We start from the raw sequence: 19,983 nt of genomic DNA, 5'->3' as shown, positions 1-19,983 counted from the left end.
ACAATTGTGCATGATTTGGATTTTGTACTGGTATTTGTTATTCCAGCAATTGATGAACGATTTAATAATGAATAAACTTCTGAATGATCTACTGGACCTCTTTTTTCCAAGTTCACAATTTTGTATTCATCAGAATTATTAATTTCCAGATTAAGCTCCTTGTTATATGGAATTATTGAAGTTCCCATTGGAGTTTCATTGACTGCAATTAGAGTGTATTGTCCATTAGGGAGATCGGGAATCATGAATTGACCATTTAGATCACTCGTCGTATTCGCAACGACTTCCATGTTGTCGTAACTTCCTGCCGATACCACTGGCATTGCAATTACCAGTAACAAAAGTATGCTTAAAGCTAATATGCCGTATTTTTTCATATACCTACCACCAATAATGCAGCACATTCTGTCAACCATTTTAGTTGACAGGATGGCGTGCATTTAATTTTTTAACCTTTTTCAAGCTCGTTACTTTAAATTTACTTTAGATATTGTAAGCCAACTTGTTTTAGAATCCAAAAAAAATTAACACTTCTTTTAATTTACTATATGTAATAGATTCAAAATCTCAAATGGAAAGCTGAAATTGGGATTTTGAGTTGGTCAATTCTTTTTTCTTTACACGTGACTCCGTTTTCTAAGATGACTTTCATATATGTAATTATAATAACGAATAAGGTGTAAAATACTATTATTTTATTCGTATACAATCACAATTGAATCTTTAAGACATATTATTGTCTTGTATATTCTATTATGTAGAACTAATTATACTATATAAATATGCTGAATATGCAATTAATGTTATCTTAAATAATTATATACAAATCAATTATGCACTGTATGATGTCTTTTTTAAAAATTATATGTGTCACAAAAAGTAAATTCAACTTTTAATTTTAAGAAAAAAACAATTATTTTTAATATAAATTTTATTTTATATACTAAAACTTTTAAGAAATAATATACAATAGAGCAATTTTGTATATGTGAATTGATAATTTTACAACAAAACCTCAAAGTCAAAATCACTGCCTTTATAGCCATTTCACTACAATATTCTTAAATAAAATAACTCAATTGTAACAGCCGTCCCGGATTATTAGAAATAACGATCAGGACCTTTGGAGCAATATTATGAAAGACCGGTATGATGTGATCGTTGTAGGTGCAGGACCCGCTGGTTCGATAGCAGCAACCACTGCTGTCAGAAAAGGACTTTCTGTGCTTCTTGTTGAGAAGCGACAGGAGATAGGTGCACCTATAAGATGTGCTGAAGGTGTAAGCAAAATACGGCTTCAACAGCATATTGAACCTGATGAGAAATGGATCTGCTCTGAAGTTAAAGGAGCACATATCATATCGCCTAATGGTATAACCATTAAGATGTCTGAAGAGAATGCGGGATCAGAAGTCGGTTATGTTCTTGACAGGAAGGTATTTGACCGTGCACTTGCTGAGCAAAGTGCAGAAGCTGGTGCTGATGTTCTTGTAAAGGCAAGGGTAACCGGACTTATCACTGAGAATGAGACTGTATGTGGTGTTCACCTGATGTACCATGGTGAAATGTATACAATTCACTCCAGTATTGTCATTGGTGCAGATGGAGTTGAATCCAAGGTCGGCAGGTGGGCAGGTATCGATACATCACTTAAGCCCTCACAGGTTGAAACATGTGCACAATTCCTTGTAAGTGGCTCTGGCATAGATCAGAATTTCTGCTATTTCTATATTGGAAACGAAGTTGCACCTGCGGGATATATCTGGTTGTTCCCTAAAGGCGGTGACGTTGCAAATGTAGGCATCGGTATACTTGGAAACAAAGCCGGTAGCAAGAGGCCGATAGATCTATTGACCGAATTTGTTGAAAAGAATATCTCCGAAGGCAGGATCATTGAGCGGGTAGCAGGTGCAGTTCCTGCCAGTGGACCTATTGAGAGGACCATTTCCAATGGATTAATGCTTGTAGGTGATGCTGCAAGACAATCTGATCCTTTTACAGGTGGCGGGATAAGCAATGCCATGGATGCGGGGATGATGGCAGGTGAGGTTGCAGCAAAGGCTATTTCAGCGGGTGATGTTTCTGTGAACATGCTTCAGGAATATGAATCACTCTGGCGTGAGACCATCGGAAAGGATATCGGGAACAGCCTGATAGTGAAGGACACTTTCTTTAACCTGTCTGATGAGCATCTCAACAGTCTTGCTGAATCGGTTAAGGATGTAGATTTCGATAAGATGGATTTCATTGTGCTTGTGTCTGCATTGTTCAAGAGTAACAGGAAACTTCTCTGGAACCTCAGGCCATTATTTGCACAAAAGCTGAAGCAGAAGTTCTCTGCCAGAGGCATATTCAGGAAATGAATGGTGCCATAGTGTACAAAAGACTAATATCTAACTACTAACCATTCACAACTCTAATGAGCCTTACATTATGCCCAAAGTGTGGGGCAGAAACCAGGAGACTCTACAAAAACGTTTGTAGGCAATGTTTTTTAGAACAATTTACTTTAGCTGTGCTTCCACTTGTTCTTCATACCCGGATATGCTCAAAGTGCAACGCACGATTTGATCGCAATAAATGGCGGGATGAAGGAGACCTTGAGGAAATAGTCCTAAGGGCAGTTGAAAATGAACTTTTTATCCATGATGAAGCTGATGATGTCGAGGTATCTATTTATCCCAGGGAGATGACACCACATCTCTACAGAGTCAGGGTAAATGTTGATGCCATGGTCGAGGGAGAGCCACTTCATCAGGAGCTTCGAGCAGAGGTTCGTATAATACGTGAAGCATGTGACAGATGCAGTCGAATGGCAGGTGGATATTTTGAATCGATCCTGCAGATAAGAGCAAATAACAGACTGGTTACTCCTGAAGAGATCGATTCCTGTAAACTCATCTGTGCCATGATGGTAGAGAAATTGTGGGAAAAAGGAGATCGTTTTGCATTCGTCACAGATGTCCTTGATTCAAAGGATGGTGCTGACATTTATCTTGGTTCAGCAAATGCAGGCCGTCAGATATGCAAGAAAATTATATCTGAATTTGGAGGTACTTTTGCGGAAGCACCTACGCTTTACAGTCACAAAGAAGGTAAAGATCTTTACAGAATAACTTTTTCCATGAGATTACCTGAATTCATGCCAGGTGATATTATACTCTACAAAGATGATGTTATAGAGATAAAAACCTCCGGGAAGAACTCAAAAGGTATTTACCTTGCAACTGGTGCCAAGTTCCTTGAAAAAACTGAAAAACTGGATGATGCTACTCTTATAGCTAACAGGGATGATGCAGTGGGGGCTGTTCTTGTAGCAACGGAAGGTGATGATATAATGGTTCTTGATCCTTCCACATATCAGACTATTACGCTGAAAAAGCCCCTCTTCTTCTCATCAGAACCCGGGAATGAGATCCCGGTGATCAGCACCGAGCAGGGACTGTTTGCCCTGCCGGAGGACAGTGCACACAAACTATAAGGGGGCTTGCTTTCTGGAAAATGTGCTTGTTTTAGGATATAGCAGCAGGAACATAGCCTGTTCGGCTGTAAAAGCAGGCTACAATGTCTATGCAATCGATGCCTTCTGCGACATGGACCTGAAGGAGAATACGGTTGCCTGTCAATCCCTTCTTACAAATGAAGACATTGATATCAAGGACATAGATAAAAAGACAATTCTGGAACTGATCGATAACTTTGACGTGTATCCTGATGCCATCGTACTTGGTTCCGGTTTTGAAGAACTGGATCTTGGAGATCAGTCCTGTAATATACTGAACAATGATCCTGTTACCATGAAACAGGTTTCTGACAAATCATTTCTTGCAGAAGAGCTCGAGTCTCTGAGAATCCCTCATCCTCGCTCAGGTAATGTGGAAGAAGCTGATGAGATCGGCTATCCACTTATGGTAAAACCTAAGTGTGCAGGAGGGGGTCGTTTGAACAGGATCGCACACAACGAGGATGATCTTAATGCTATTCTGGAAAATATCCCTGAACTTGATCCGACTCTGACATCCGGGGATATCATGGTTCAGGAGTTCCTTTCAGGTTTTCCTGCAAGTGTTTCTCTTATGGCGGATGGGTCCCGTGCAGTTCCTATAGCAGCCAACGAGCAGCTCATCGGTGTTCCCTGGCTTTCCGGTTTACCTTTTGCATACTGTGGCAATATAACACCGTACAGGACACCTTATACTCAAAAGATGTATGAGATCTCTGAAAAGATAGCATCCGAATTTGGACTTATAGGATCCAATGGTGTGGATTTCCTGCTGACCGATACAGGTCCTGTGGTAATAGAGGTAAATGCCCGTTTGCAGGGAAGTCTGGATACTGTGGAAATGGCAACCGGTCTTAATCTCTTTGAGCTTCATGTTCAGTCCTTTGACGGTATCCTTCCGGAAAATACTCCTGAGATCTGTCAATATGCTATTAGGGCTGTAGTGTATGCTGATAAAAATGTAACTGTGGATAGATCATTTTATGAGAACATAAGAGCTGAATCCATTGCTGATATTCCTGCACCGGGATATGAGGCACTTCCGGATGATCCTATTACCTCAATAGTCGCTGCTGGTACAACTCGTGAAGATGTTATGGAAAAGGCATTGAACATAACATACATGTTAAGAAACCTGCCTTAATACCGGATCTATCCGGATGCATGAATTTTATGGCATGCAGTTATGGATTAGCTATAAATAACAAAATACCCAAGAGTCCTACCTTAAAATAATATTTATTCATACTATCTACTTATACACACTATCTTACTTGAAAGGTGATACTATTGATAGATTTAAATGATCCAGTTGTCCGCGGATATCTGATACAATTAATGGGTGAAGAGGGGCTCGAGATGATCGAGAAGATGCCTGAGGGCGAGGTCACTGACGAGCAGATAGCCGAAGCAACCGGTGTTATGCTTAACATTGTCAGGAGAACACTTTTCATCATGAATGAGAACAAGCTTGCAATTTGCAGAAGGGAACGTGATTCCAGCAGTGGTTGGCTTACTTACCTGTGGCAGCTCGATCTTAGTGACATTGAGTCCCATCTTGCAAAGGAAAAAAAGAAACTGTTCAAGAACCTTCAGTTACGTCTTGATTCTGAAGAAGACAATGTATTCTACACATGTCCTGAGGGATGTGTAAGGTTCCAGTTCAACGATGCCAGTGAATGTGAGTTCCTTTGCCCTGCATGTGGTGAGGACCTGATGTTCGAAGATAACTCACCTATGGTCGAAAAGCTTACCAAACGTCTTGATGAGATAAAAAACAGCAATCCATGATCTCACCTTCTGATGCCCTGAAACTTCTTGAGGAAGCAGGTTGTGCAGCGAATGTTATTCGCCATTGTCAGGTCGTTTCAAAAAAGGCAGTGGAAATTGCTGTTGCATACAGGGGATCAGGTAAGGATGTTGATCTTGAGGTCGTGGAAGTAGGTGCCCTTCTTCATGATATTGGAAGATGTCGCACTCATGGAATAAGACACGCTCTGGAGGGAGTATCGATCGCAGAAGATCTTGATCTGGATCGCCGTCTTATACGTATTATAAGGAACCACATCGGTGCAGGTATAACCTGTCAGGAAGCTTCACGTCTGGGTCTTCCTGAGGTTGATTATCTTCCTGTGAGCATCGAGGAGAAAATCGTTTCTCATGCTGATAATCTTGTAATGGGGGAAGAAACTGTAACCATTTCAAGATGCCTTCAGCGTATGAAGGACAGAGGTATGAGTGAAGATGCCATTGCCAGAGTTCAGGATCTTGCGGATGAGGTCGGAATTTATTGACCCCTATGTTGTTATTCGAAAAATGACAATGGATAAATTTATATATTAAAATCACTAAAGAGATGTTGTATTGCGGGAAGCAAAACACATTTTTACCTATTGATTTTCTCGTTTTTTACTATGAGGTATAATTAATGGATAATGATAAGCATTTAAAAGGCACAACTACTGTAGGTATAGTGTGCTCTGATGGAGTAGTCCTTGCTACTGAACAAAGAGCAACCATGGGGAATTTTATCGCCAGCAAGACTGCAAAGAAGATCTACCAGATCGATGACCTTGTGGGAATGACTACTGCAGGCTCTGTAGGCGATGCACAGCAGATCGTACGTGTCATTAGTGTAGAATCCAAGCTTTTCAAGATGCGCAGGCAGGAATCCGTTACAATTAAAGGTATTGCAACACTTCTCTCTAATTTATTGAGCGGACAGAGATATTATCCACTTATGGTCCAGTTGCTTATTGGCGGATTTGACAAGAACGGACCCGCAGTCTATTCACTGGATGCACTTGGTGGTAAGATCGAAGAGACCAAAGCAGTGTCAACAGGCTCAGGTTCTCCAATGGCATATGGTGTTCTTGAAGACCGTTACAAAGAGGATATGAGCGTAGAAGAAGGTGTTGACCTTGCAATACGTGCTCTTCACAATGCAATGAAGAGAGATTCCGCTTCCGGAGAAGGTATTGACGTCGTTGTGATCACAAAGGACAAGTATGAAAGACTTGATCAGGAAGAGGTTAAGGAAAAACGTAAAGCTTTATATTGATTTTATGCAGATCAGATCCGTTCTTACGGGTTTGATCTAATTTTAATATATCTTTTTTAAATTTTAATATTTTTTGACTTTTTTGAAATAGGAAGGCTATTTAATGGCAATAGAAGATGTACTATCTGACCTAAAAAAGAAAATAGAAGAAAAGGTCCCTGATGGAACTACCATCACCAGTGTTGAGTTTGAGGGGCCACAACTTGTTGTTTATACTGAAGATCCTAAAAATTTTGCAGACAATGGTCATATCGTAAGAAACCTTGCAAAAACTCTTCGAACAAGGATAGTCGTTCGTCCGGACCCTAAGGTCCTAGTTTCTCCAGAGGATGCTATCGAAAAAATAAAAGATACTGTTCCAAAGGATTCCATTCTAACTAATTTTCACTTCGATCCTGATGTGGGAGAAGTGGTCATAGAAGCTGAAAAGCCAGGACTTGTGATCGGTAAGCACGGAGAGACACTCCGTGAGATCACAAAGAAGATCGGCTGGACACCAAAGGTTGTCCGCACACCGCCTATCAAATCCCGAACTGTTAATAACATCAGGGAATTTATGCGAACTAACCACAAGGATCGTAAAGAGATCCTTAAGAGCGTTGGGCGCAATATTCACAGGGAATGTACCTCAAAGGACAAGTGGGTAAGGGTTACATCATTGGGAGGTTGTAAAGAAGTAGGAAGAAGTTGCTTCCTTTTATCAACTCCTGAGTCAAAGGTCATGATCGATTGTGGTGTTAACGTCGGTTCCGACGATAATATGACTCCTTATCTCTATTTACCTGAGGTACAGCCACTTAACCAGATCGATGCTGTCGTACTGACACATGCTCACCTTGACCATCAGGGACTTGTTCCTCTCCTTTACAAATATGGCTATGAAGGTCCTATTTACTGCACATCACCTACAAGGGACATGATGGTGCTCTTACAGCTGGATTATATCGATGTGGCTGCAAAGGATGGTAAAAGGATACCTTACGAGTCTTCAAATGTGCGTGACGGACTTAAACACACCATTGCACTTGATTTTGAAGAGGTTACCGACATTGCACCTGATATCAAGCTCACATTCCACAATGCAGGTCATATCATCGGTTCAGCAATATCACATTTCCATATTGGTGATGGTCTTCACAATGTTGTTATCACCGGTGACTACAAGTACGGCCCTACAAGGCTCTTTGACCCTGCTGTCAACAAGTTCCCGCGTGTTGAGACCGTCATAACCGAATCGACCTATGGTGCATCCTCGGCAACACAGCCACCCCTTAAAGAAGCTGAGAAGAACCTTCAGCAGATCGTCAAAAGGACAATTGCCAACAATGGTATTGTACTGATCCCTGCGTTCGCTGTGGGAAGAAGTCAGGAAGTCATGATAGTTCTAGAAGATGCTATCAGGAAGGGTATCATTGACGACATTCCTGTCTATCTTGATGGTATGATATGGGAAGCTACAGCCATACATGCGACCTATCCGGAATACCTGAACAACAATCTCAGAAAGCTCATTTTCCAGAAAGGCCAGAATCCATTCCTTGCAGAATGCTTCAAGCCTGTAGATTCCCATGACCTGCGAAAGAAGATCATTAATGATCCACATCCATGTGTGATCCTCTCAACCTCCGGTATGATGAATGCAGGTCCTGTTATGGAATATTTCAAGGCATTTGCACCTGATCCCAACAACACTCTTGTTTTCGTCGGTTATCAGGCAGATGGTACACTTGGAAGACGCATTCAGAAAGGCTGGAAGGAGATCCCGCTCTCATCCAAGAACGGAGCTGAGGTCGTCCAGATGAATATGGATGTGCAGGTAGTCGATGGTTTCTCAGGACACTCTGACAGAAAACAGCTAATGGAGTTCTTTAAGAAGATGAAACCACAGCCAGAGCGTGTCTTCACTGAGCACGGTGATGAACGTTCCTGTATCGACCTTGCAAGTTCATTGCACAAGAAGTATCGCCTCGAAACAAGAGCACTTACAAACCTTGAGACTGTAAGGCTTGTTTGAAGAGATGGTATAAATAATATTTACCTGAGCGGTTCCAGATCTGCCAGAAATTTCAGCAATTGGCTGTGATCCTGGAATATCTGGTCTGCTCTGTTAAGTTTTTCAGCATCAACATAGGTTGAAACTGCCACACAGTAAATTCCGGCATTCTTTGCAGAATCTACGCCAAGTGGTGCATTCTCAATAACAAGACAGTTCTCTTTTTCGACTTTAAGTATTTTCATAGCCTTCAGGTAAGGTTCAGGGTCCGGTTTTCCATTGATAACATCAGCACCTGAGATTATCACCTCGAAGATCTCCGGATAAAATTCATTTACCATACTGTCCACGATCGGGCGATCGGAACCGGAAACCACGGCAAGATGGAAATGTTCTTTAAGGTTCTTCAGTAGATCGTACATGCCGTCAAAAGGAGCAATTTTCTTCTTTTTTAGGAACAGTTCACGTTTTCGAACCCGAAGCTTTTCAATAATTTCAGGATCTGCTTCACGACCGGCTTTTTTGAATATGAGCCTGATGACACCTGCATGGTTAGAACCTTCAATATCATAGATATCCTGCCGGACGATGTCAATACCAACTTCAGAGAATGTGCGTACCCAGGCGTCAGCATGACATGTCATGGAATCCATGAGCACTCCATCAGCATCAAATATCAGTGAATTGAACATGCATTTAAATTACGGTTTATGTAACATAAAGATTGCCTGTTCGGTTTTTGCTTTAAAGGTTTATATAGCGGTTCTCGAAAGGATTAATAACTATACGAGACCATTTTATTAGTGAGGTGAAATGTATGTCAAAGTATCACAAACGCGAGTCAGAACGTAAAGGTGAAAAGAAGGTTGAAATTCTGGAAGACAAATTAATACACGAAAACCTCGAGGATCTCAAAGGAGAGGGCGGTGAAATACTAGATTGAGTCCGCAAGTAGAAGTAAAGATCTTCCCTGAAAGTCCGGAAGGACAGATCATAGATGTTCCCGATGGAGCAACCTATGAAGATCTGTTAAAAATCCTGGACATAAATCAGGAGCTAGTAATATTATTAAACGACGGTCAGGCTGTTCCCATTGATGGAACAGTCGATTCCGGAACAATAAGTATTCTCAGGGCGATATCAGGTGGCTGATATAATCGTATTATATGGTACAGCGCAGTAATATAATTCTGTATGGCATTTACTGCGATGTAATTTTACGATATATTGTAGTTTTGTGATATAGCTGCACGATATATTGACACAAGGCATATTAATACAATATATGCACACATATATATGTGTATATATATTAATACAATATAGTAATGTGGCATATAGATCAAAAAAGCAAGCTACTTTGAAGCTTTTTTTTATAACAAACAGCTACGCCTGACAAAAAAAACCCGGATGAATCTAATCCGGGTGTTCTTTATTTGGCAAGAGTTTTCAGTTTGTTTATTATGCGCATTCTTGCTTCGTTTTCCTCACGGATCCTTTGTTCATAATGTTTAATGATCTTTCCAAAAGGCGTTTTTAAAGAATAGATCTTTGTAGGCCTTCCTTTGCCGGTCACTTTTTCATTATGGACTGATATCCATGAGTTCTCTCTCATTTCTCTCATTGCAACACTGACTTCGGGTTGACGAAGACCGGTGCTCATTTCTATTTCCTGCGAAGAGGCTTCCTTCACATTTGATAGATATGCAATAGTCGTAGCAAGATTTCGTGTCATTCCAAGACTCTTAAGAGATTCAACGATTTCCTCGTTGGATTCACCCAATTGCTTTCCACCAAAGCTTATCATGTTTACCACCGTACCACTACTGTAGATTAATACTGTAGAGTATTTTCTACCCCAATTAAAGATAAGTCATTATTATATTTAAACTGTGTGTGACGAAATAGGCAACTCTAAAATATTATCTACAATTCATAATATAATTATTTAATTCATGTATTATTTAAAATAAAGCCTAAAAAAATTCCAGTCACTAGATCCAGTCACCTGTAGGGAGATTCTCATATCAAGAGATTGAAAGTTAGTAATTGGTCAAGAATACCAGTCTTTCACCGACTATTTCCAGGATACTTTCATACAGATCCTCAAAGCTATCAAATTCTGTACGATCATTGGCATCGAAAAGTTTGTTTTGTATCAGTTTTCCGATAACATCATCCCATCCCGGTTCAAGTTGCATGACAATTGATCCAGGATAAAAATGTGCAGTGTGTGAAAAACCATCGGGATCTCCGTCAGTAATACCAATGACAGGAACATGCAATCTGTGGAGAATATCACCTGCTATTGCGGTCGTATCATCACCTACAGTGATGGCACACTTACATCCGTCGGCAAGCTCGATAGATCGCTCTGCCATGTGATCTATTAAAGTGGCCATAAAGGAAGATTTGCTTTCATGGATCAGGGTATGGCATTTTTTTTGATCGATTCCAACTTCAGGAAAACTTCGCCTGATTGCGCCAGTCTTAACCCATGCTGTCCTGATATCAAGAGGTTCCATGGATTCATACATGTGCAGTTTCTCAAGCCCATGCTCTTTTATTATACCGCCCTCTAATCCCGTTACAAAACCGTTTTCAACTACAATGAAAACATCCTCGGACATAGCTTTACCAATGACAAACCCTTCTATCATAATAAGCTCACCGTCACGAACCCCTCTTATCTTTCTCATGATCTTTGAGCCTACAGTCGAGATGTGAACATCCCCGTGATCCTGGCCTTCAGCTACTGGCATTGCAAGCAGATCTCCCATTTTTATTGCGAGATCATAATCTTTATCGTTCCAGTAGATCACGCTACCATCTTCACATCCCGGGCTTTCTATCTGGATGATAGGTTTGAGGTTCCTGTCAGAAAGCCTGGACATTACAATGCTGCCAAATTCAATTCCGTTCTCTGGTGTTTTTCCATGGTTGAGCAGGAATACAGCATCATTGACCTTAAGAAGATTATCAATGGCATTACTGGGTTTGAGACTTTCCTTAATATCTATACGGTCTTCCATGTGTGCATCCATGACTGCGATCTTTCCCATTGTGCCACCAAGCTTCGCAGTGACCTCTCCTATTCCTGAGAGCATCTCCAGTATATACTTTGCATGACCGGAATCGATCACTTCAGGTCCATGGATAACAACACCTATTTTCATAGTCAATACTTTGTAATAGACCTTATTTTTGGTTTTCGATGCTATCATAAAATAATCAAATCAATACATTTATATTCGATGCAAACGAACTTAAATTAGGCAAAAGTCGAATACTTGTTATAAAACATAAATCCATCCCCTCTAAACTTCCGTCATAGACTTTTGCCTTTCATATCATCTTTCTGAGATCGTTTTAACATCTGATCTTTGAATATCTGTTTTTCGGAATTAACAAAGGATTCCAGCTAATGCTTTGAAATTAGTTGATTTCTTATTCCTGCGATCAAGATGCTTTTTGCAGGCAAGTTCAAGTTATTACCATAAATAAAAAAAAGATGTGGACAGGAATGTCCACATGAATTACTATCTGTTTGCCTTTATTTCCTGTAGCAAAGTTCTAAATGTTCCTCAGATGGAGGTTTTGTGGCAAAGCTGACAACTATTGCGACGATCATTGCAAGAGGGGTTGCTACAAGGATGGGGTCAACAACTGTCCATGTTCCTGTAAGTAACGTATCCACTCCGAAGATCGCTTTAGAGATACCCAGAGGTGCTGCTTCTTTTGCATGGACGAATGTAAGCCAGAACAGGCTGCTTACAGTACCTACCATCATACTTGCGATAGCACCTTCTTTTGTCATTCTCTTCCAGAACAATGCACCGATGTACATTGGAAGGAATGCTGCTGCACACAATCCAAAGAAGATAGCTGTTGCCCTTGCAATGATACTTATTGGAAGTATGTAGGCAAGGATAACACTTGCAAGAATAGTTACTGCAATACCAAGTCTTGTTATGTTCACTGTGTTTCCGACCTCACCTTTCTTGATGAACTCGCGGTAGAGGTCATGTCCGATAGCCGTTCCCATTGTGTGGAACTGTGAGCTCAGAGTTGACATTGCAGCTGCAAGCAGTGTCAGCATGAAGAGAACAACGAACAATTCCGGCATGGCACCATTGATATATTCCGGCATAATAAGGTCAGTATTTCCTTTTGCTGCTGCTATTGCAATAAGTCCCTCTGTCTTCTGGAAATAGACATTTGAGAGAGCTCCTACAGTAAAAGCCACACCGGTCATCATCAGGATGAATGGTCCGCCTACGAAGACAGCACGATTCAATGCCTTGTCGTTCTCAACGGTCATGAACCTGACAGCAAGCTGAGGCTGTGCAAGCACACCGATACCAACTCCAAGAACGAGAGTTGACACAAGCGTCCACCAGATTGGCGTACCAAAAGCCGGCATCGCGGTCCATCCGAGGTGTCCTCCCGCAACAAGGGATTCAGGAACAAGGGTTGACATATCTGTGAGTGCTTCGTGTGCTGCAGTGACGCCTCCAAGTTTGATGTAAGTAAGTGCAAGCAGGATTATCATACCAATGAACATGAAAGCACCCTGCAATGCATCGGTATACATAACAGCAATAAGCCCGCCTGTAATGACGTAAGCTGCTACTATTATCGTAAGTATAAGAACTGCAATATCATAGTTAACACCAAGAGTAGTTTCAACAAAACGTGCTCCACCGATCAGGACAATTCCTGCATAAAGAGGCATGAATACGCCGATGAGGGCTCCGGAGAAACCCTGGATGAACCGGGACTGGAAACGTTTTCCAAGCAATTCAGGGAATGTGACAGCATTGAGACGGGCACCAATGCTTCTTGTTCGTTTCCCAAATATGACAAAAGCGATGAAGATACCGACAACGATATTCATCACTGCAAGCCAGAGAAGACCCATGCCAAGGGCACCTGCAGCACCGCCAAACCCGACGATCGCAGATGTACTGATAAATGTCGCACCATAGGAAAGTGCAAGAATATAAGGGTGGATCGTTCGCCCGGCTACCATGTAGTCATCGATCTTCTTTGTTTTCTTGTATCCTAATAATCCCAGATAGAAGATTATCATTAGATAGATAAGTACAATAACTCCAAGCAGGGGTGTGCTAACTGCCATTAAAAGTCCTCCTGCTCTTCTTCATTCCATTTCAAAAGACCATAAACCATACAACCAAGAGCGCTTACAATGCAAAGTACGTAAGCGATCCAGATCTGGGGGTCATCTATTCCTAACATAATTATCACCACATATTTTTCAAAAACGTATAAATCATGACAAACGTTAACATGGGCCATACTTTAATGTTTCGTCTGATATAAGTATATTAAAGAAGTCATTGGACACATTACTACAATGAAGTTCATAGATATACAGTACTTCATCTGGTAAAGCAGTCAGAATAGAACTGATCGATGAAAAGACGAAATTAAAAGATCAAAAAACGATTGAAAGGCGAAAATAGTTAAATGCACTGAACTGAAGGACAATTCAGGCATGATCATGAACCCAGAAGTTACCGTCAACGGTGATCTCTTTCTTCCAGATCGGTACTTCTGATTTAACTCTCTCAAGTGTTTCGGCAAGGGCCGGGAAAAGCTGCTGCCTGTGGCCAGCTGCCACGACGATGTACACAATATCCTCCAGAGGCATTATGGTGCCGACCTTGTGATGGATCAGCACATCGATGATGCCTTCCTGCTGCATGATCTCTTCGCGGATCTTCTGAATACTTGCATCAGCAGCCGTTTTATAACTCTCGAACTCGAGCTGGCTGGTCCGGAAGTCTTCATTATCCACACGGACTATTCCGGTAAAGCTTCCAATACCGCCTACCTTCTCTATTCCAGGTGTCTCTTTGATCTGCTTGAGAAGCAGTTCAAGTGTCACATGGTCAGGCTGTTCCCTGATGATGTCAACAAGCTCTCCAAGGTCCCAGTCAGACCTTGCAGGAAGTCTTGCAACCACATTCTGAACATCCTCATCCATATCTCCCAGTACTATTTTCGCAATATGGCTTTCCTTTGCACCCTCGACCACAGCAAAGTCCATGCCTGCATCTGCAAGAGCATCGATAGCTTTCTCAACAGAAGGGTCACGCTGGATGGAAACAAGCTCAATGTTGGTGATAGCTGTGACCATGTCAGCTCCGGCATCGAAATGTTTGCCTGTATCAGCTTTCGGGTTATCCAGCCGATGATCAGTCATCATCTTGGCCGTTCCCACACGTCCATGCTTTGAAAGTTCCTGCACCAGCCTTGTAACAAGGGTAGTCTTTCCTGTGTTTTTGTAGCCTATTACTGAGATGACTTTCATGGTCTTTCTGTATTTTCAGCTCACTATATAAGGACGTTGGATTGTGTATTGGTGTACAATATCTACTTCGTTGAAGTTATTTCTCCCACGATCAACAGCACTCTTAGTCTTATAGAAAGAGCTTCAGAAAATGCAGGTTACGAAAGCATGCGGTTGATGACAATGGCAGCGATAGCAATGACCCTACTCGTTGTTAAATGAAAAAGATAAAATTCCAAAATCATATCAAAAAAGAGTAAAAAAGAAAAGAAGGTTAGTGGCCTGGAAATAGAAAATGCCACTTACTACATTCAAACTTCTGAACTTATGACCTTCTGAACAGCATAACCACGAAAATCACAAAGGCAGTCATCCAGAGTTCAAAACCCGGAAGTCCTTTCTCTTCGGTCGGCAAAGTGCTCTCTGGAATTACAGGTTCTTCCAGGGTCGGAATAACTTCAGAGCCATCAGGTAGCGTCATAGGTGTTGTCGGATCCTGTGAGCTCAGTTCAACCTCTGCGACCTCACCATTCTTTATGACTCGCTCCCCATAGTTTTGCAGTTGTTCTGTATTGGTGTTCATGACGAAGAACTCAAACTCACCATCATCAAATGCTGTAATATCAACATCATATTCGTCTGTATTTTGGAGAATGAAATACCATGAATATCCCCCTTCTCCATCAGCCATCCTCGTAATGAAAGCATCCGGGATCTCAAAAACCATGTTGCTATCATCAATAGCACCCAGCTGACGACCATTACTGTCAGTGATCAAAATGTTTACCGGACATTGGCCAAAGCCCACTAATGCACCCATATCCCCAATCAGGTCACCTGTTCCCTGAGCCAGGTCACCGGCTGCGGTCCATGCAGCATATTGGTAATCATTTGGGTCTTTGGTAGTATTATATTTATGTCTGGATCCGGGAGAAGTGTCGCCTGCGATCGGTGAGAAGGTCTTTTCCCAGTCGGCGATGGGCATTACCTCCGGTTTCTGTTGAGGCCATGGATCAAAGACTATCCCGGTCTTCTTCCAGTCAGTTCCTTTGGGATATACAACGGTTGCATGGTGTGCGCTGTATGAGCCTTCTATGGGCCCGAAATCATATCCGTTCAAAAGATGGCATTCTCCGGGAGTTGACTGCATTTTACTCAGAAATCTCAATACTTTATCTTGATATGATCCACAGGTAAATTCTCCGTATTCATCATTTAAGTTAGCATAAAGGTTTGTGGCGGTGCCCGGTTTCATACCAATGAAACTTGACCATACTTTTCCTGCTTTAAGGTCCCTGTGGTATGGGCCTTCAGGAATGCGAAGTTGGTAGAGGCGGATAACTTCCTGAAGATCTGCTTCTTTGTCAGAAGGACATTTTACGACTACTTCGGACTGGGCTTTCCTCTCTCCATCTATTTTGGCGAAAACAGTACAGGTACCGATCTCCTCGGAAGTGAAAACACCAGCATTGGATTTTAAAATACCTGCATTATCTATTGTTCCTATAGTTACGCTTCTAAAATCACTAAGTGATCTGGATTGTCCAACAATCCATTCGACTTCATTGTCATCTACATCTGAATAGATACCATTCCTTTCTTTTTTCAGAGTGAAATCAATCGTTTCACCACATTCGATCTCTTGATATGCAGGAACAATAAAGAAGTCATCTGTTTCATCGTCTGTAGCTACTAAAGTAAAACGAAGAGTTGCAGAGCCTTTGGGTGCTTTACTCGATACTTTCACGGCATAAAGAGCATGTACGCCACAATATTGAAGCTGATCACAACCTGAACTATAGGGCAACATGAATTCGTCACTTGAATTATAATATCTTTTTATGGGATAGCTTCGTTTGATGACCATCCATTCTTTAGCGTCTACTCCTTCAACTTCAATTTTAGTATCAACTCCGGTCTGCTTATTTTCCCCGGTCATATCAACGGATAATTTGATATAATCACCCCATCCTTCAACATGACACACTGGGTCGAATCCTACTATGTCTTCATCAGGAAAAGTGAGCTTGAAAGTATATTTCCCCTCAGGATCCTGAAACTCATAAGTTGTAGCTGCCGAGGCAACAAATATCATCGAAGTAAAAAGCGTTATCGAAAGAATAAGAATTATCAATACCCTACATTTTTTTAAATTTATATAGTTTAAGCTCATATCTACCACCAATTAAAAGCTGTAAAAAAATATAGTTATCATTATTTATAAATTACTACTAAAAGTGTCTTTGTAGAAATCCTCAACCATACCAATCATACAATCTTAACTACCTGTCAAGATTGCGTATCAATGTCTTAAACTTTACTTCTTTCACTTGATTTCTATACTTTCTTGCACAGAAACTTTCTCCATACTTTCTTTTCAGGACTGAAAATATCATTTCAACAAGATTACGTCGGTGATATAGTTCCTCATAAAAATATAATCCAACAACTTAAATTTCGGCTGCTTTATATTAATCAACTATATTATAGCTCCTCATGCCTGATCACAAAATTCGGATACATGATATGCCTGAAGAGGAACGCCCCAGGGAAAGACTGCTAAAATACGGTTCCGGTTCATTGTCCAATGCAGAACTACTGTCAATTATCCTTCGCACAGGCTCAAAGGATGAGAATGTCCTGAACATGTGTGCGCGTATACTTTCTGAATACAACCTGAAACAGCTCAGCCAGGCAAATATCAGCCAGCTGACAAAGATGCGTGGTATCGGGCCTGCAAAAGCCACGCAGATAGCTGCCGTTTTTGAACTTGCAAGAAAGCTGGAGGTCTATATGGATGATCCTAAAAGGAAGATACGATCTGCAGGTGATGTATATTCACTCCTTTATCCAAAACACAGGGAGCTCAAAAAGGAAATGCTCACTGCCCTCTATCTTGATACCAAGAACCAGATCCTGCGTGAAGAGGTCGTGTCCGTAGGTAGCCTGAATGCGAACATCGTCCATCCGCGTGAAGTGTTCAAGTCAGCACTGATGGAGTCCTCGGCATCTGTCATACTGACACATAATCACCCTTCAGGTGATCCGTCACCAAGCAGGGAGGACATAGCTGTCACTGAAAAGCTTGTTGAGGGTGGCAAGATCCTCGGGATCAATGTTCTGGATCATGTGATAATCGGGGATGGAAGATATGTCAGTCTGAAAGAAGAAGGTTTCATCAGTTGATATTTTGTCAACTGATATTTCATCAAATATTTTGGGAGCTGCTGTACTGTTCTCAATCGACATGACTGAGAAGTTCCATAAGTTGTAGCACAAAGATAAGCAATGCAAGCAACAGATATGGTGTTTTTCGGAATGCGATCAGGAATCCAATTAGGGAATGGGCGAGCGAATACTTCCAGAAATCATTAATAATATCAAATATGTACGTCTACTCAAAATACCTGTCAAGTCGTGCGAATTGGAAATCAACAATTGCACCGATGGGTCCGGCATAAAAGAACATAAGTGGAATTACCAATAGTCCCAGTATTGCAGAAGACAACTTGTTTCCAGTGTAGTAAGCATAGCAAGCCAATGTGATAATTGGTCCAAGCAGTATTATGAACATAGAGAATAGATCGAAAAGTACTCCTATTAATGCAAGTATGAATGTAAGTCCAAGGATGGCGAATATGGAATAAGACGGGTTTTTGATGGTATCTTTTGCTCTATCAATATATTCAGTTCTTTTATCCGCCAGGAGTTTTTGTTCCATTGTTGTCAAATACCTTCTTTTTCTATCAACAATACGAATTACCGGGCAAGGAGTGAAAGAGCGATATCATGAACGGAAGATGAAGGAGGGGGAAATATTGGAGAAAATGCCATTATGACATTTCCTCATATTCAGGACTTTCAACTTTGCCCATGAAAAGTATGCAACCTGTCCTCTTATCTTCGATGAAAAATAAAAACGGATGGTTAGCTTTGAATTCCAATGTGTTTTCCATTCCCTCATCTTCCATCACTGCACCTGTTGCTGCTGCAGCTTCTGTCCCTTTTTCATGCACATCTACAAATGCCTGATGATATATCTCGGATATTGCCAGGTTTCCGTTTGATGTGATCCCTGAGAAATTAGCGGTCTCATGGAAAAAAGCATCAACTACTCCCATTTCTATTAATGGAGACTTTAGTTCAGCTTCTGTATTATATGTGAACTTCGGGATTGATACTTCCACGGAATCCGCCGAGTTCATGTTCTTTTTTAGTTCACTATAATACATAAGGGTAAGATCATTTTCAAACTCTGCAATATTGTTCTCTTCCGGGAGGACCATGTACATGCACAGGTTATCACCTTTGTATGGCAATTCCAGTATCTTTGCTTTTTCATCCTCCCCATAGTTGAACTTCCCTACATTGTACATTGTTTTTACACTTTTTTCATCACCGTTTGAAAGAGTGAATGGCCTTGTTCTTGTCATATCCGCATCAAATTCGTTTACCCATTTTCCATTGAAATAAACTGTATTTGTTATCACCAGACGTGTTTCCGGGCCAATTTCACCTTTAGGAATAAGTTCCTTTATTTTCTCATTTGTTTTTTCTTCAACCCAGTTGTTTATGGTGTCTGTGGATTCTTCAGGTTCATTTGCAAAGTCAACGGGTGTCACCATTCCTCCATAGTAATTTTCCACATTAGAAACATACTGTTCATTTAATGGATAGTCTTCAAGTACCCATAGTGCATTTGTTGTCTCCAGATCATACGCATCATTGTAAGAATTAATCGTACCGATCATCACTTGTGAGCTCTCTTCAAGGACAAGTTTGTTGAGAGGATAATTAAATACATTTGACATCTGCTTTTTTGTGGGACCTTCAGCCCCGTCATAACAAACAGCCATTGCGGTGAATATGCTGTATGGTGCAAAAATGACATTTTGATCTTCATTTTTAACCATTGAATACAGGTCAAATGCGAAAGCATTGTTTGCAGTTGCAATTTCATAATCCTCAACGGATCCTGCATTTATTGTATTCTCTACATTTATCGTCGTCTCTGCGTTTACAGTTGAACTATCAACACAACCCATAAAAAGTGATGAAACGATGCATAATGCGACTGCCAAAAAAGTTACTAGTTTTCTCATAAACTTTAG

20 protein-coding genes and 1 pseudogene are annotated in these 19,983 nt (G+C 41.0%); 10 read left to right on the top strand and 11 right to left on the bottom strand.

What is annotated here, in order from left to right; translation table 11 throughout:
• On the bottom strand, positions 1-416 hold a 416-nt coding region (locus tag E7X57_RS07175), incomplete at its 3' end, for a carboxypeptidase-like regulatory domain-containing protein (RefSeq protein WP_135612077.1).
• A gap of 720 nt (positions 417-1,136) precedes the next feature.
• Here E7X57_RS07175 and E7X57_RS07170 point away from each other — a divergent pair.
• From E7X57_RS07170 to E7X57_RS07140, 7 genes are all read left to right on the top strand, one after another.
• Positions 1,137-2,363 carry an NAD(P)/FAD-dependent oxidoreductase gene (locus E7X57_RS07170; RefSeq protein ID WP_135612075.1) on the top strand — a complete coding sequence of 409 codons (1,227 nt, stop codon included), beginning with the start codon at positions 1,137-1,139 and terminating at the stop codon, positions 2,361-2,363.
• Between the two features lie 56 nt (positions 2,364-2,419).
• The gene (locus E7X57_RS07165) at positions 2,420-3,481 is read left to right on the top strand and encodes a 60S ribosomal export protein NMD3 (RefSeq protein ID WP_135612074.1); all 1,062 of its coding nucleotides are present in this window, start codon (positions 2,420-2,422) and stop codon (positions 3,479-3,481) included.
• 22 nt (positions 3,482-3,503) lie between these two features.
• A complete protein-coding gene (locus E7X57_RS07160) occupies positions 3,504-4,646 on the top strand; it encodes an ATP-grasp domain-containing protein (RefSeq protein WP_135612072.1) in 1,143 nt (380 codons plus the stop codon).
• 146 nt (positions 4,647-4,792) lie between these two features.
• Entirely contained in the window at positions 4,793-5,293 is a 501-nt protein-coding gene (locus tag E7X57_RS07155) for a transcription factor (protein WP_135612071.1), read from the top strand.
• Complete coding sequence (locus E7X57_RS07150; protein WP_135612069.1) at positions 5,290-5,796, top strand: TIGR00295 family protein; 507 nt, start codon at positions 5,290-5,292, stop codon at positions 5,794-5,796. The genes E7X57_RS07155 and E7X57_RS07150 overlap by 4 nt, the downstream gene beginning before the upstream one ends.
• A 134-nt stretch (positions 5,797-5,930) precedes the next feature.
• Positions 5,931-6,563 carry an archaeal proteasome endopeptidase complex subunit beta gene (gene psmB, locus E7X57_RS07145; RefSeq protein WP_135612067.1) on the top strand — a complete coding sequence of 211 codons (633 nt, stop codon included), beginning with the start codon at positions 5,931-5,933 and terminating at the stop codon, positions 6,561-6,563.
• Positions 6,564-6,666: 103 nt separating this feature from the next.
• Positions 6,667-8,577: a beta-CASP ribonuclease aCPSF1 gene (locus tag E7X57_RS07140; RefSeq protein ID WP_135612065.1), complete on the top strand. Its 1,911-nt coding sequence runs from the start codon at positions 6,667-6,669 to the stop codon at positions 8,575-8,577.
• A gap of 20 nt (positions 8,578-8,597) precedes the next feature.
• Here the strand turns inward: E7X57_RS07140 and E7X57_RS07135 are convergent, their stop codons facing one another.
• Positions 8,598-9,248, bottom strand: coding sequence for an HAD family phosphatase (locus E7X57_RS07135; RefSeq protein WP_135612063.1), 651 nt, complete (start codon positions 9,246-9,248; stop codon positions 8,598-8,600).
• A 125-nt stretch (positions 9,249-9,373) separates the two neighbouring features.
• Between E7X57_RS07135 and E7X57_RS12870 the strand changes: the two genes are divergently transcribed.
• Together E7X57_RS12870 and E7X57_RS07130 are read left to right on the top strand one after the other, a co-directional pair.
• On the top strand, positions 9,374-9,499 hold the full coding sequence (locus tag E7X57_RS12870) for a hypothetical protein (RefSeq protein WP_256360067.1): 126 nt from the start codon (positions 9,374-9,376) through the stop codon (positions 9,497-9,499).
• Entirely contained in the window at positions 9,496-9,708 is a 213-nt protein-coding gene (locus tag E7X57_RS07130) for a MoaD/ThiS family protein (RefSeq protein WP_135612059.1), read from the top strand. The genes E7X57_RS12870 and E7X57_RS07130 overlap by 4 nt, the downstream gene beginning before the upstream one ends.
• A 280-nt stretch (positions 9,709-9,988) precedes the next feature.
• Here E7X57_RS07130 and E7X57_RS07125 read toward each other — a convergent pair whose 3' ends face one another.
• The 7 genes and pseudogenes from E7X57_RS07125 to E7X57_RS07100 form a co-directional block, all read right to left on the bottom strand.
• Positions 9,989-10,363 (bottom strand): transcriptional regulator protein, encoded by a 375-nt coding sequence (locus E7X57_RS07125; protein ID WP_135612057.1) that lies wholly within the window; start codon positions 10,361-10,363, stop codon positions 9,989-9,991.
• A gap of 235 nt (positions 10,364-10,598) precedes the next feature.
• Positions 10,599-11,780, bottom strand: coding sequence for a DUF2117 domain-containing protein (locus tag E7X57_RS07120; RefSeq protein ID WP_135612055.1), 1,182 nt, complete (start codon positions 11,778-11,780; stop codon positions 10,599-10,601).
• A 329-nt stretch (positions 11,781-12,109) separates the two neighbouring features.
• Positions 12,110-13,696 carry a sodium:solute symporter gene (locus E7X57_RS07115; RefSeq protein ID WP_135612053.1) on the bottom strand — a complete coding sequence of 529 codons (1,587 nt, stop codon included), beginning with the start codon at positions 13,694-13,696 and terminating at the stop codon, positions 12,110-12,112.
• A complete protein-coding gene (locus tag E7X57_RS12945; protein WP_342210531.1) occupies positions 13,696-13,815 on the bottom strand; it encodes a symporter small accessory protein in 120 nt (39 codons plus the stop codon). Before E7X57_RS12945 ends, E7X57_RS07115 begins: the two co-directional genes overlap by 1 nt.
• Positions 13,816-14,068: 253 nt before the next feature.
• The gene (locus tag E7X57_RS07110) at positions 14,069-14,893 is read right to left on the bottom strand and encodes a molybdopterin synthase (protein WP_135612051.1); all 825 of its coding nucleotides are present in this window, start codon (positions 14,891-14,893) and stop codon (positions 14,069-14,071) included.
• 304 nt (positions 14,894-15,197) lie between these two features.
• Positions 15,198-16,967 carry a hypothetical protein gene (locus E7X57_RS07105; protein WP_135612049.1) on the bottom strand — a complete coding sequence of 590 codons (1,770 nt, stop codon included), beginning with the start codon at positions 16,965-16,967 and terminating at the stop codon, positions 15,198-15,200.
• 173 nt (positions 16,968-17,140) lie between these two features.
• A pseudogene (locus E7X57_RS07100) lies at positions 17,141-17,292 on the bottom strand (IS5/IS1182 family transposase); the annotation flags it as partial.
• Positions 17,293-17,368: 76 nt separating this feature from the next.
• Between E7X57_RS07100 and radC the strand changes: the two are divergent.
• Positions 17,369-18,058, top strand: coding sequence for a DNA repair protein RadC (gene radC / locus E7X57_RS07095; protein WP_135612047.1), 690 nt, complete (start codon positions 17,369-17,371; stop codon positions 18,056-18,058).
• 208 nt (positions 18,059-18,266) lie between these two features.
• On the opposite strand, the gene E7X57_RS07090 is transcribed toward radC, so the two are convergent.
• Both E7X57_RS07090 and E7X57_RS07085 read right to left on the bottom strand, forming a co-directional pair.
• On the bottom strand, positions 18,267-18,593 hold the full coding sequence (locus tag E7X57_RS07090; RefSeq protein WP_135612045.1) for a hypothetical protein: 327 nt from the start codon (positions 18,591-18,593) through the stop codon (positions 18,267-18,269).
• Between the two features lie 112 nt (positions 18,594-18,705).
• Complete coding sequence (locus tag E7X57_RS07085; protein ID WP_135612043.1) at positions 18,706-19,974, bottom strand: serpin family protein; 1,269 nt, start codon at positions 19,972-19,974, stop codon at positions 18,706-18,708.
• Positions 19,975-19,983: the final 9 nt, after the last annotated feature.

Origin of the sequence: Methanococcoides sp. AM1, assembly GCF_900774055.1 — an archaeon.
Taxonomy (GTDB): domain Archaea; phylum Halobacteriota; class Methanosarcinia; order Methanosarcinales; family Methanosarcinaceae; genus Methanococcoides.
The sequence above is the reverse complement of the archived record's forward strand: the minus strand, read 5'-3'. Positions and strand labels throughout refer to the sequence as shown.

Coding starts and splice junctions, on each gene's coding strand:
- E7X57_RS07170 (WP_135612075.1), top strand. CDS start 1,137: ATGAAAGACCGGTATGATGTGATCGTTGTAGGTGCAGGACCCGCTGGT.
- E7X57_RS07165 (WP_135612074.1), top strand. CDS start 2,420: ATGAGCCTTACATTATGCCCAAAGTGTGGGGCAGAAACCAGGAGACTC.
- E7X57_RS07150 (WP_135612069.1), top strand. CDS start 5,290: ATGATCTCACCTTCTGATGCCCTGAAACTTCTTGAGGAAGCAGGTTGT.
- psmB (WP_135612067.1), top strand. CDS start 5,931: ATGGATAATGATAAGCATTTAAAAGGCACAACTACTGTAGGTATAGTG.
- E7X57_RS07140 (WP_135612065.1), top strand. CDS start 6,667: ATGGCAATAGAAGATGTACTATCTGACCTAAAAAAGAAAATAGAAGAA.
- E7X57_RS07135 (WP_135612063.1), bottom strand. CDS start 9,248: ATGTTCAATTCACTGATATTTGATGCTGATGGAGTGCTCATGGATTCC.
- E7X57_RS12870 (WP_256360067.1), top strand. CDS start 9,374: ATGTCAAAGTATCACAAACGCGAGTCAGAACGTAAAGGTGAAAAGAAG.
- E7X57_RS07125 (WP_135612057.1), bottom strand. CDS start 10,363: ATGATAAGCTTTGGTGGAAAGCAATTGGGTGAATCCAACGAGGAAATC.
- E7X57_RS07120 (WP_135612055.1), bottom strand. CDS start 11,780: ATGATAGCATCGAAAACCAAAAATAAGGTCTATTACAAAGTATTGACT.
- E7X57_RS07115 (WP_135612053.1), bottom strand. CDS start 13,696: ATGGCAGTTAGCACACCCCTGCTTGGAGTTATTGTACTTATCTATCTA.
- E7X57_RS12945 (WP_342210531.1), bottom strand. CDS start 13,815: ATGTTAGGAATAGATGACCCCCAGATCTGGATCGCTTACGTACTTTGC.
- E7X57_RS07110 (WP_135612051.1), bottom strand. CDS start 14,893: ATGAAAGTCATCTCAGTAATAGGCTACAAAAACACAGGAAAGACTACC.
- E7X57_RS07105 (WP_135612049.1), bottom strand. CDS start 16,967: ATGATATTTGTTGCCTCGGCAGCTACAACTTATGAGTTTCAGGATCCT.
- radC (WP_135612047.1), top strand. CDS start 17,369: ATGCCTGATCACAAAATTCGGATACATGATATGCCTGAAGAGGAACGC.
- E7X57_RS07090 (WP_135612045.1), bottom strand. CDS start 18,593: ATGGAACAAAAACTCCTGGCGGATAAAAGAACTGAATATATTGATAGA.
- E7X57_RS07085 (WP_135612043.1), bottom strand. CDS start 19,974: ATGAGAAAACTAGTAACTTTTTTGGCAGTCGCATTATGCATCGTTTCA.